The 11,857-nt window shown below is 61.5% G+C and carries 9 protein-coding genes; 1 reads left to right on the forward strand and 8 read right to left on the reverse strand.

Features of this window, described 5'->3' with window-relative positions; translation table 11 throughout:
* Positions 1–320: 320 nt before the first annotated feature.
* From ACFSNN_RS40510 to ACFSNN_RS40530, 5 genes are all read right to left on the reverse strand, one after another.
* Positions 321–596, reverse strand: a complete 276-nt coding sequence (locus tag ACFSNN_RS40510) for a copper-binding protein (RefSeq protein ID WP_341868428.1) — start codon at positions 594–596, stop codon at positions 321–323.
* 74 nt (positions 597–670) lie between these two features.
* On the reverse strand, positions 671–3,889 hold the full coding sequence (locus ACFSNN_RS40515) for an efflux RND transporter permease subunit (RefSeq protein ID WP_134456437.1): 3,219 nt from the start codon (positions 3,887–3,889) through the stop codon (positions 671–673).
* Positions 3,886–5,454 (reverse strand): efflux RND transporter periplasmic adaptor subunit, encoded by a 1,569-nt coding sequence (locus ACFSNN_RS40520; protein ID WP_134456438.1) that lies wholly within the window; start codon positions 5,452–5,454, stop codon positions 3,886–3,888. Before ACFSNN_RS40520 ends, ACFSNN_RS40515 begins: the two co-directional genes overlap by 4 nt.
* A 10-nt stretch (positions 5,455–5,464) precedes the next feature.
* Positions 5,465–6,766: a TolC family protein gene (locus tag ACFSNN_RS40525; RefSeq protein ID WP_134456439.1), complete on the reverse strand. Its 1,302-nt coding sequence runs from the start codon at positions 6,764–6,766 to the stop codon at positions 5,465–5,467.
* A gap of 112 nt (positions 6,767–6,878) precedes the next feature.
* The gene (locus tag ACFSNN_RS40530; RefSeq protein WP_134456440.1) at positions 6,879–7,244 is read right to left on the reverse strand and encodes a hypothetical protein; all 366 of its coding nucleotides are present in this window, start codon (positions 7,242–7,244) and stop codon (positions 6,879–6,881) included.
* A 1,352-nt stretch (positions 7,245–8,596) separates the two neighbouring features.
* Here ACFSNN_RS40530 and ACFSNN_RS40535 point away from each other — a divergent pair.
* Positions 8,597–9,040, forward strand: a complete 444-nt coding sequence (locus ACFSNN_RS40535) for a DUF3592 domain-containing protein (protein WP_134456441.1) — start codon at positions 8,597–8,599, stop codon at positions 9,038–9,040.
* A gap of 56 nt (positions 9,041–9,096) precedes the next feature.
* Here ACFSNN_RS40535 and ACFSNN_RS40540 read toward each other — a convergent pair whose 3' ends face one another.
* From ACFSNN_RS40540 to ACFSNN_RS40550, 3 genes are all read right to left on the reverse strand, one after another.
* Positions 9,097–9,561, reverse strand: coding sequence for a hypothetical protein (locus ACFSNN_RS40540; RefSeq protein ID WP_377689408.1), 465 nt, complete (start codon positions 9,559–9,561; stop codon positions 9,097–9,099).
* A gap of 120 nt (positions 9,562–9,681) precedes the next feature.
* Positions 9,682–10,245: a peroxiredoxin gene (locus ACFSNN_RS40545; RefSeq protein WP_134456442.1), complete on the reverse strand. Its 564-nt coding sequence runs from the start codon at positions 10,243–10,245 to the stop codon at positions 9,682–9,684.
* Between the two features lie 200 nt (positions 10,246–10,445).
* Positions 10,446–11,783: an EAL and HDOD domain-containing protein gene (locus ACFSNN_RS40550; protein ID WP_134456443.1), complete on the reverse strand. Its 1,338-nt coding sequence runs from the start codon at positions 11,781–11,783 to the stop codon at positions 10,446–10,448.
* Between the last annotated feature and the right edge of the window lie 74 nt (positions 11,784–11,857).

Raw genomic sequence — 11,857 nt, forward strand, 5'->3', positions numbered from 1 at the left:
CGGCAGCCTGAGATGCAGCACGACGCTCGTGTCGAACCGTTAGCGACGCCGTTATTTGCCTTTGTGCCTCCAGATTCTCCCGTTCATTATCAGATTGGCACCTCGTAGGCGTACATGAGACGCCTGTAAAAATTGGTCAAACAGAAAAAATAGATAGGCATCTCGCATTGCAGGCTGACGGATACCATCAATCAGCGACGCTCTGGCGGCCGTTGACGCATAGCGGACGCAATCACGCAGCGGATTAGCGTCAACGCTGACACAGCAATGCGTCGGCGGCAGGGCAAGGTGCCGACGCATCGCTGCGCAACTGCGAGCCGTTACTGTTTCAGGAGCTTCACGATGGTCAGCGTGCCATCCACATTTTCAACGCGAACCTTGACCTTTTCGCCCTCCTTCGCCTGCTTGACCATCGACGCGTCCTTGGCTTTATAGACCATTGTCATCGCCGACATACCGATGTTCTTCAGTTCGCCGTGCTGCAGCGTCACCATGCCGGTGGACGGATCCACCTTCTTGACGACCGCATCGGTGAGCGCGGTGTTACTCGGCGCCCCCGCATCCATGGCACCGCCGTTCATTTTCACGCCGGCCATATTGTCCGCCGCTAGCGACGCAGCGGCAGGCGTAAGTCCGGCACAGAAAACAGTTATCAGGGTAAGCAATCTCTTCATGGGTTTTCTCCTGAGTGAGTTTGCGGCACACGCGTGCCATTGGGTACTACGTGAGGTTGAAGCGATTCGTGCGCATCTGCTTTCGTGCGCGCGATGCGGCGGCGTTGCAGCAACAGCCAGGCGGCCGGAATGATGAGCATCGACAGAAGCGGCGCGGTCACCATGCCGCCGACCATCGGCGCAGCGATGCGCTGCATGACTTCGGAGCCGGAGCCGTGGCCCAGCATGATCGGAATGAGGCCCGCCAGGACGACCGCGACCGTCATCGCCTTGGGTCTCACCCGCAGAACCGCGCCTTCGCGGATGGCGTCGACCAAGGTCGCTTCAGTAAAGGGCTCTCCTCTGGCGAGACGCTGATTGAGCGCCCCTTTGAGGTACAAAAGCATCACGACCCCGAACTCTGCCGCCACCCCCGACAACGCGATGAATCCCACCGCGGTGGCAACGGACACTGCGTGCCCAAGGATCCAGATCAACCAGAAGCCGCCAACCAGCGCGAAGGGCACAGTCGACATTAGCAGCAGCGCGTCGGCCGCCGAGTTAAATGTCAGAAACAGCAGCACAAAAATGACGATGAGCGTGACCGGAATCACGGTTCGCAGCTTCGCGACCGCCCGCTCCAGATATTCGAACTGACCCGACCACGCGATCGAATATCCCGGTGGCAATACAATGTGCCGCGCCACAGCCATCTGCATGGCCTTCACGGCCGATTGCAAGTCGGTATCGCGAATGTCGACGTAGACATACCCCGACAAGCGTGCATTCTCGCTACGGATCATCGGCGGTCCGTCGGTGATCCTGATCGTGGCGACGTCTCCAAGCGTGATCTGCCCGCCACGGTCCGTTACAAGGGGCAACTGCCGTATGTCGTCGACCGAGTCCCGGATCTCCCGTGGGTAGCGACTATTGATCGGAAAGCGTTCGCGGCCCGCGATAACCTCGCCGACGTTATCGCCACCTACGGCAGTCGATACGACCGACTGGATGTCGGTCACCGACAGGCCAAAGCGGGCAGCCGCAAGGCGGTCGATGTCGATGTCGATATAGTGACCACCATTCAGACGTTCCGCGAATGCCGATGTGACGCCCGGCACGTTCTTCAGGACGAACTCGACCTGCGTGGCGATCTGGTCGATCTGCCCCAAGTCCGCGCCGGAGATTTTCACGCCAACGGGCGTCTTGATGCCGGTCGACAGCATGTCCAGACGATTGCGAACTGGCGGCACCCAGACATTCGATAGCCCCGGAATCTTCACCCTGGCGTCCAGTTCATCCACCAGCTTCTCCGGCGTCATGCCCGGCCGCCATTCGCTGCGCGGCTTGAGCTGGACGGTGGTCTCGAACATTTCGAATGGCGCGGGATCTGTCGCGGTGTCGGCACGTCCCGACTTGCCGAACACCGTCTTCACTTCCGGAACCGTCTTGATGAGGCGATCCGTCTGCTGCAGCAGTTCCGCGGCTTTATCTGCCGAGATACCCGGCAACGCGGTCGGCATGTAAAGCAGATCGCCTTCGTCGAGCGGCGGCATGAATTCGCCCCCGAGCCGCGACACGGGAATCATCGTGACAGCGAGCGCCAGCACTGCCAGCCCGATTGCCACCCACGGCCGGCGCAGCGTTGCCGCGAGCAACGGGCGGTACAGTCTGATCAGCACACGGTTGATCGGATTGGCATTCTCATGCGGAATCCGCCCGCGGATCAGGTAGCCCATCAGTACCGGCACGAGCGTGACAGACAACCCGGCGGCAGCGGCGATCGTGTAGGTCTTGGTGAAAGTTAGTGGCGCAAACAGCTTCCCTTCCTGACCTTCGAGCGAGAACACCGGAATGAACGACAAGGTGATGATCAGCAGCGAAAAGAACAGTGCTGGACCGACCTCTGCCGCAGATTGCGCAATCAGTTCCCATCGCTGGGCGGTCGTGATCGGCGTATCGGGGCGCTTGTGGTCGTACGCCTCCAGATGTTTGTGGGCGTTCTCGATCATCACGATCGCTGCATCGATCATCGCGCCGATCGAGATCGCAATGCCGCCCAATGACATCAGGTTTGCGCTGACGCCCTGATAACGCATCACGATAAATGCGGTCAACACGCCAAGCGGCAGCGACAGGATCGCAACGAACGCGCTACGCAGGTGGAACAGGAACACCGCGCAAACCAGGAGGACGACGATGAACTCCTCGACGAGCTTGTCCGTGAGGTTGTCGACTGCATGCTCGATGAGCTGCGAGCGGTCGTAGGCGGTCACGATCTCGACGCCCGGCGGCAGAGACTGCTTCAGGTCGGCGAGCTTGGCCTTGACCGCTTCGATGGTCGTCAGCGCATTCTTTCCCGAGCGCATCACGATCACACCGCCGGTCACTTCGCCTTCACCGTTCAGTTCGGCGATGCCGCGGCGCATTTCAGGTCCGATCTGAACGCGCGCGACATCGCCAAGCAAGACGGGAGTTCCAGTGCCGTTCGTGCGCAGCACGATGTGGCGGAAATCGTCGAGCGAGCGCAGATATCCCGACGACCGGACCATGTACTCGGACTCGGCCAGCTCGACCACGGAACCACTCGATTCCTGATTCGCCTTGCCGATGGCATCCGCGACGCTACCTTGGGTGATGCCGTAGGCGCGCAGCTTGTCCGGATCCGGAACGACCTGGTATTGCCGCACCATGCCGCCGATGCTGGCGACCTCCGAAACGTTCGGTACCGATTTCAGCTCGAACTTCAGAAACCAGTCGTTCAAGGCGCGCAGCTGGCCAAGGTCATGTTTGCCCGTGCGGTCGACCAGTGCATATTCGTAGACCCAGCCGACGCCCGTAGCATCGGGCCCGAGCGAGACAGTCGCGCCCTGCGGCAACCGGCTCTGCGCCTGGTTGAGGTATTCGAGCACACGCGAGCGGGCCCAATACGGGTCCGTCCTGTCATCGAATAGCACGTAGACGAACGCGTCCCCGAACGACGAATAGGCACGGATGGTGGTGGCGCCCGGCACTCCAAGCAGTGTCGTCGTGAGCGGATACGTCACCTGGTCTTCGACGACTTGCGGCGCCTTGCCGGGATACGATGCCTTGATGATGACCTGCGTGTCGGACAGATCTGGCAGTGCGTCGACCGGCGTTTGGGTCAGCGAATAAACGCCCCATGTGGTGACGAGCACGGTCGCAAGCAGCACGAGGAACCGGTTGTAAATCGACCAGCGAATGACGCGTGCAATCATTTCGCGCCTCCGGCCGGTTCGACCTGCGTCAACTGGTAGCCGTCGTTGGACTGCCTGAAGACGAAATGCACGGACTCGCCGGCCTTGACGTCCGGAAAGGCCGTCGGAGACGGCTTGCCGAAGGTCATGGTCATCGCCCCCCAGCCTAGCGTCGGTACGGGTTGATGTGAGAACGTGATGTCGCTGCTGGTGATTTTTTCGACCTTGCCTGTCGTTTCGCAGGTTTGCGCGGTAGCGGGCGTGGAGGCCGAAGCAGCCGCCGAGGCCGGCGCCGGCGCCGCGGGTGCCGCGGGTGCCGCGCCGCCTTCGAGTTTCGGCAGCGCGGACTTCAGGCTTGCTTCCGAGTCGATCAGGAACTGGCCCGATGCGACGACCTGCTGGCCTTCGTTCAACCCGTTCGTCACCTCGGTGCTGTCGCCGCTATCGTGACCGAGCGCGACCTCGACAGGCTGCAACCGGCCGTCGCTATTCCTGACGATGACGATCGAGCGCTTGCCGGTCGTGATGACCGCTTCGGACGGCACAAGCAGCCGCGAGACCGGTTTCGCTCCACTGACGCGTGCGCGCATCAGCATCCCGGGGGTCAGCCTCAGGCCTGCGTTGTCGATTTCGAGGCGCGCCTGCAGCGTCCGGCTGTCCGGGCGGATGCCCGGCAGGATTTCGCGGATGTGACCGCTAAAGTGGTGCGAAGCGTCGCCAGCGAACGTCGCATCGACCAGCATGCCGGGCTGCGCCTGCAACGCGAGCGACTCGGGTATCTCGACGATCAGCCACAGCTTCGACAGACCCGCGACCTTGGCGAGCGTTTGTCCTGGCGACACCATCGCACCATCGCGAACATTGAGTTCCGTCAGCACGCCGGCTTGCCGGGCGAATAGCGTGACATGGGTCTGCGCTTTTCCAGTCCGCTCGAGGCTGGCAATCAGCCCGTCCGGAATCGACAGCGCCTTCATGCGCGCATGTGCGGCGGCAAGCAGGCCGGCATCCATACCCGCGCGTTTGAGCGCCAGGTACTCTTCCTGAGGCGCCAACCAGTCGGGCACGAAGAACGACGCAATTGGCGCCCCCTTCGCGACGCGTTGCATCGGCGCGCTTGCGTACAGTCGATCGATATAACCCGTCACCCGCGACTGGACGACATCGGCCATCGACTCGTCGAACTGGGTGGTTCCGATCGCGTCGAAACTGTCAGACGCGTCCCGCCGGACCACGGTCGCGTATCGGATGCCGAGATTCTGTTGCAGCGTCGCGTCGACCTTGATACCGCCTGCACCTCCTTCGTCCGCGAATACGGGTTGAAGCTCCATGTTCATGAAGGGCGATTTGCCGGGCTTGTCGAAGTGCTGTTTCGGCACCATCGGATCGTGCCAATAGAGCACTTTGCGACCTGTCTTAGGATCGACCTTATCTCCAGCTACTCCGGCTACGGGTGGGGTCTCGGTCGCGGCTGATGTCATGGGTGCATCTGTTGCGGCACGACGGGTTCCAGTCACATAGCCGACACCTAACAGCACGGCTGCAGTGAATGCCGCCGCAACGGCACGTACGATCAGTTTCTGATTCATGTTTTTCTCTTTACTGGCCGGAGGTCATGTCGGGCGGCAGAATCTGGTATTCCAGTTGCGCCCAGACGAGGGAAACTTCGCGTTCAAGGTTCAACACCTGAAGTTCCGCCTCGAGCAGTGTATGTCTCGCATCCAACGCGTCGGAGAGCGTGCCGGCACCCGCCTGGTATGCGGCATTGGCCAGTCGCACTTTCTGTTCAGCAGCGGGAAGAACGGCTTGCCTTGCATTGGCCAGCCGTTCCCGGCCACCGGCGAGCCTTGCCGTCAGACTCTGGATATCCGCGACGACCTGCCGTGCGGTGTCCTCGTATGTGAGCCGCGCATGCGTACCCATCTCGGACTTTTGCTCGACGTCGCGGTCTTCGACGTTCCCTTGGTGGATCGGCAAGGGGATGGATACCCCTACCGATAGGTAGTCCGGGAACCTTCCGCCGCTCTTGAAGTAGGTCAGCCCCCAAGTCCAGTTCGGACTCCTGTTGCTTCGGGTAACCTCTGTGTCGGCGTCCGCGAGGGAGACGGCGGCGCGGGCTGCGATCAATGAAGGCTGAACCTGAGCAAGTTGCTCGGGGCTTAAACTGGAAACTCGTGACTCAGGTTCCGGCGGGGTGCCGGCGACTTCCTGCACATAGCCTGCTCCTGTCCAGCGCGATAGCGTAATCAACGCGGTCTTCTCGTCCTGCTGGGCAATGATCAGTTCGTCACGCGCATTCCAGAGCGTCAGGTTGGCTTGCGCGACATCGACCGCCGTGCCTTTTGCGCCACGGTAGGACGCCTGCCTTGCCGCAAGTTCCTGGCTCAGATGATCCACCAGCGCCTGACTCAAGGCGACCGCCTTCTTTGCATAGCTGGCGTTCAGCCAGGCCATGGCCGCTTGCTGACGGACCTCGACCACCTTTTCAAGGTACGTCGATTTGTCGCGCTCTACAGTACGATCGGCCAGCGTTGTCTGCAGACGGCGCTTTTCCGGGGACACCCATTCCTGCTGGATGCCGATGCCGCGCATCGTGAAGTTGTCCTGCCCGATGGTGAAGGCATTGGATCCATTGATGGGCAGGTCCTGCACACTGAGATTCAGCGTGGGATTGGGCAGTTGCCCGGCTTTTATGACCACGTCCGAACTTCCCCGGATCGAGGCTTGCGCAGCCTGGATCGAGGACGAGCGGCTGGTTGCAATTTGCAGCGCATCGTCGAGCGTCAAGCCCGTGTCGTGGGCGTACGCCGCGCGGCCACCCAACAGGCCGAATGCAAAAAGGACGGCACATGAGCGAGCCCAGGCGCGCCGGGATGCCGGCGTGCCAATGATGGAAAGCATGTTCTAACCTCGAATGGTCGAGCCGCGAATAGCCGCGCGAGCGGACACACGAACTCATGTCCCGAAACAGGACGACATCACCGCGCAAAAGCGGTGAACCAGAACGATGGAGTTAGAGGGACTGCGGCGGACGCCAGAGACCATCCGGCTCGCGGATGGAGAGCGACTGTGTGTAGTGGAAGCGGACGGGGAGAAACGACCCGGCGGGTCGAGTCACGGAGGGCGAAGAAACGGGGTGATAGAGGCTACCCATCTGACACTGAGCACTCACCTTGCACAGCGATACCTTCGACTTGCCGTGTTCGTTGGACGTAGCGCTCATCGAATCACAGCCGGGCATATCAGCCGACATGGCGGCGGTGTCGCCGGCCATGGCGGATTCCATCGGGCACGCGCCAGTCGCGCCGCTGGCTGCCAGACCACTCAGGGGAAGCACGACACACAGCACCAAGACGGATAGTGTCCGCAGGATTTTCATCGCACCAAGTATAGCCTAGCCATTTCAATCTGGTTGCCGGTTTGTGACCTGACGGGTGAGTCAACCGCGCGTGCGTCAGCCGCAGCGACGTAGACCAGGAAGCGGGCGAGCTAGCCCATGATGTTGATCGTCCAATTGGAGCTTCATGCGCTGTTCCGACCCATAGCTCGTCTGGACCAGTGCGAGTGCCGTCCGACGATATGACTGTGGGTCGCTTGCGACGGAGAATTACACGCGTTGTGGCGGACGCTGCGGCGGTTCGGGAACGAACTGCGCGTCGAGGGCCCGGCTCACAAGCCGATATTGCGGTAACGAGATGATTGACGTGATAGCTTGATGCGACGGGGTGAGAACGCCCGGCGCGTCGCAGCAGAGGCTATGCATGGCGGCTTGGCAGACGATCCCGTGCTTGACGCACGGCGATCTGGTGTTGCGTTTGAGGTCGTGCGAACGGGCCGTCACCGACTGGCATCCATGCGATGACGAACCCTCTGTCGACATCCCGAAGCAAAGCGGCGCCTGCGCCGGGAAGCCGATTATGGGCAACGGCTCACGCCGCTAACCATTAAGCGGCCCCCCCGCGCAGTTGCGGTAGCGGCGCATCTGGAATCCATGCCCTGGCACTTTCGGCATTCGCGACCAGACCGGCATACCTCCCATCTCGCGCCCCGCGCTCGCCGCAACGGTCTATCGGAATACCAGCGGTACGGAAGATGTCTACAGCCAAACGCCATTAAAAGTGAATGAGCAGATGCACAAGATCGGCTCCGAAGCCCACTAAAAGGACCACCGCTTTTTCGAACAATCACGACGGCGCGCGCAGCGACGCCGGAAGCATGACTGCCTTATCACTGACGCCAAATGCGCGAGAGCACGGATTCCAGATGTACCGCTACCGCGACTGCGCGGCGCACCCGCTTAAGAATTAGCGGTGTGAGCCGCTTTCTCTTGCTTCTCTTATATGCCCTCCGCACCATTAGTTTGATTTTTCAGACCAGCCTACGCTGGACGCCGTTCACATATCGCGCGTCCCGGCCAGATCGTTGCGTTCAACGGAACCACAAATCGCGACTAAGGCGGACGCGCGAGAGTTATCTTTTTCAATGCGGATCACGCTCACCCAATCGACAAGCGCACCTGTCAAATTTCGTCACAACGCTGGTGCGTCAATCCGGGCATGATCGAATGGATTGTCGTGCAAGACGGTTGCGAACGGCTTTGCGACGATCCACGGATCGCACTGAATAGCCGCGCAGTCCAGCTACGTCACCACTTCGGCGGGATTCTCTGGACGCAGAGCGTATTGACCGTTGCTCGCGGCGCGCAATCTAAAATCCAGGGACATTTACGAAATGGCTGACAAAGAGCTAATGCGGCGATTGAAAGCCATTCTTTTCGCCGCCGTATGGCTGGGCTGCATCTCTGGTTTCATCGTGTCGACACACTCAACACTGCACTTTCTTGATCTCGCCAATAAAGCGCCCGGTGTCGTAGTGGCATTAAATGCGGGTGGAAGTCACCCTCAGATCGAATTCATCAACAGCAATGGCAGACGTGTTTCATACCCGCAAGAAGGTCTGATTTCTGGCTACAAGATCGGCGATAAGGTGACAGTACTTTATCTGGCGGATTCGCCGAACCCGCAGGCAACCATAGACAAACCAGGCGCGATCTGGGAACTACCCTTCTACTTTGCATTCATGGCGATTCCGATTCCCTCGATTGAATTGACGAGCAGAAGAATCAAGAAACTCGACGAAAGAGGCAAATCAGAGCAATGGAAGATTACAGAATAAGCAAATGGACATTCGACACGAGCGCGGGTACGCAAAAACCCAAAGCCCCCAAACCCCTAAAGCCTCTGCTCCACAGCAAGCACCAAAACCCTCCCCCACTGCCGGGCCTGCCGCTCATCCTGCATAGGCAAGACCCAAACCTTATGCCTGGGATCCTTGACCTTCAAAACCACCTGCCACTGCGCGCCGGGCCGCTGCACCTCCGCCCCGAGCAGGTCGGCGAAAATATACGCCCCCTCCTGCTGACCCAGCCGAATCTCACAAAGCCGTTTATCGGCGGCCAGCCGCACCGCGCCCCAACTCCCTTTGACTTCGTGAGTCCAGTCGCCATCACGAACATTGGCAGCGACTTCCTTACGGCGCCGCCGCCAATAAACCAGCGCGCCGATCACCAGCAACCCCGCAGCCACAGCAACGCCCACCGCCACGGCCAGACCCCAGGCCGCCTGCAAGGCATCAAATGCCTGCACGGCGCCATACCCCAGCGCGATCAGCGCAATCAACGCAACGAGAATCGGCATCGCGAGCTCACAAGAAAATAGTCAGCCTGGCACGAGCGATGCCCCCGCCTCACCGCAAGAGCACCGCAAGGCACGACCAGAAAACCATTGCGATAGATGCACAGGCATCCAGCCCGGCCGTTACGGCTGCTTATGCGCCGCCGCCCAATCCTTCACCGCCTTCAGCGTATTCTCGACATGCTTCTCCGGCGAGAGGCTCGTGTACTCGTAAATGATCTTGCCATCCGGCGCGATCACATAGGACACGCGATTGGCCATCGACGCATGCATCGGCAAGCCCGCGTCGTACTCGCCGATCACCTTCGAATCGGCATCGGCCGCGACCGGGAACTTGCTGCGGCACTCGCTCACCGAAAACTTCGTCAGCGTGTCGATGTTGTCGTGCGACACGCCGATCACCGTCGCGCCATACTTCTTGTATTCGTCGACCGCTTCAGCGAACTCATGGGCTTCGATCGTGCAGCCCTTGGTGAAGGCCGCCGGGTAGAAATACACCACCACCGGACCTTTCTTCAGCTCGTCGGCCAGCGAATACGTATAAGTCTTGCCGCCCAGCGAAGCTTGCGCGGTGAAGTCCGGCGCGGCATCGCCCGGCTTGAGGGTGGCCGAGGCCGTCAGCGAATGCATGGCGAATCCCACCGACACGGCGGCGGCCAGTGCGGCCGATATGAATTTCTTCTTCATCTGCTTTTCTCCAGGCGTGGATGCACGCGGTTCGTCCCATGAAGCCCAGGCCGCCGCGTTCGGGAGAACGCCGGCCAACTTCGGTATTGGACCACGTACTCACAAGGTACGTAAGAACCAGCCTGAAGGATGCAGAAGTCGTTACCGTGAACGCCGCCACGGCAAGCACACCGAAAGCGTGCGACGGCGCCGGCCGCCCATCAGGCGATCGCTTCCTCGATATGCGCGCCGAACCAGGCCGCGGCCGACAGGTTCAGCTCGGCCAGCACCTCGGGCGTAAAGGCCACGAAGCCGGCCGGCGCATCGGGGCCCAGCGCGATCGATGCCGCGTCGAGGCCTTCGCCCGCCGCCTCGGCGAGGCGCAGCAAGGTGCCGAGCTCGCCGCGCCGCGACACGATCGCTTCTCGAATCTGCGGCGCGAGGCCGAGTTTCTCCAGCGCCGCGCCCGGCGAGCTGCCGAGCACCACGTGGATCAGCGAAAAAATCCCGGTCATGAAGGCCGCATCGGCGAAATCGTCGTCGGCGGGACGCAGCCAGGCGGCCGCCAGCTCCATGAATCGCGAACGCGTGCCCGCCAGTTGCACCAGCGGATCGGCGCGCCACGGCAGCTCGCCGCTGTCGGCGTAGAGCAGCAGTTGCGCCCAGCGCGCGATCTGCCGGGTGCCGGTGGCGATGATCGCCTCGCGCAACGACGCGATATTGCGCCCCAGCCCGAACGCGCTCGAATTGACGAGGCGCAGCAGCTGCACCACCACGCTCGGGTTCAGCTTGAGCTCCGCTTCGAGTTCGACGATGCCGGCATCGCGCGACAGCAACGCCAGGAGGCGCAGCAGCCCCGGCCGCGGCGAGCGGTTGCGCGGCGCGGCCAGCACCTGCGGCCGCGCGAAAAAGTAGCCCTGGAACAGATCGAAGCCGAGGTCGCGCGCGAGCGCGAAATCCTCGCGCGTTTCGACCTTCTCGGCGATCAGCGTCTTGCCCTGCCCACGCACCAGCGACGCCAGCTTCGGCAGCACGGCGCGGTCGGTCTGCAGAAAGTCGATCTTGACGATGTCGGCATGCGGCAGCGCGCCGCTCAGCTCGTCGGACAGTTCGCTGACGTCGTCGAGCGCCACCTGAAAACCCGCGCGGCGCAACTCGCCCAGACGGCGCACCAGCTGCGCGTCGAACTTCACGGTCTCGAGGATCTCGAGCACGAAACGCTCGGGCGGCATCAGATGGACGATGTCGTTAAAGAGCAGCGCGCGGTCGATATTGACGAACCCGCGATGCTGGCCCAGCACGGTCGGCACGCCGATCCCGCCGATCGCGCGCGCCACCACCTGCGCGGTCGCCTGAGCGTCGTCGGTGACTTCGGCGTAGTTATGCGCGCCGGCTCGAAACAACAATTCGTAAGCGTTGAGCGCGCCGTCGCGATCCAGGATCGGTTGACGGCCCAGATACACGAACTGCGAGGCGCGCCACGATTCGGCGCCGTCGGCGGCTGCGTCGAGCACCTCGTTATGCCGGGCAGCGGCCTTGGCGTGATGGCGTTCAGACATGGAGCATCGGGGGAAGTATTCGGTAAGCTACGCAGCAACGGCGTCTCGGCCGGTACTGCACAACACGTTTGTCC

It is taken from the genome of Paraburkholderia dipogonis, assembly GCF_042680985.1.
Classification (GTDB): domain Bacteria; phylum Pseudomonadota; class Gammaproteobacteria; order Burkholderiales; family Burkholderiaceae; genus Paraburkholderia; species Paraburkholderia phytofirmans.

Coding starts and splice junctions, on each gene's coding strand:
- ACFSNN_RS40510 (WP_341868428.1), bottom strand. CDS start 596: ATGGCCGGCGTGAAAATGAACGGCGGTGCCATGGATGCGGGGGCGCCG.
- ACFSNN_RS40515 (WP_134456437.1), bottom strand. CDS start 3,889: ATGATTGCACGCGTCATTCGCTGGTCGATTTACAACCGGTTCCTCGTG.
- ACFSNN_RS40520 (WP_134456438.1), bottom strand. CDS start 5,454: ATGAATCAGAAACTGATCGTACGTGCCGTTGCGGCGGCATTCACTGCA.
- ACFSNN_RS40525 (WP_134456439.1), bottom strand. CDS start 6,766: ATGCTTTCCATCATTGGCACGCCGGCATCCCGGCGCGCCTGGGCTCGC.
- ACFSNN_RS40530 (WP_134456440.1), bottom strand. CDS start 7,244: ATGAAAATCCTGCGGACACTATCCGTCTTGGTGCTGTGTGTCGTGCTT.
- ACFSNN_RS40535 (WP_134456441.1), top strand. CDS start 8,597: ATGGCTGACAAAGAGCTAATGCGGCGATTGAAAGCCATTCTTTTCGCC.
- ACFSNN_RS40540 (WP_377689408.1), bottom strand. CDS start 9,561: ATGCCGATTCTCGTTGCGTTGATTGCGCTGATCGCGCTGGGGTATGGC.
- ACFSNN_RS40545 (WP_134456442.1), bottom strand. CDS start 10,245: ATGAAGAAGAAATTCATATCGGCCGCACTGGCCGCCGCCGTGTCGGTG.
- ACFSNN_RS40550 (WP_134456443.1), bottom strand. CDS start 11,783: ATGTCTGAACGCCATCACGCCAAGGCCGCTGCCCGGCATAACGAGGTG.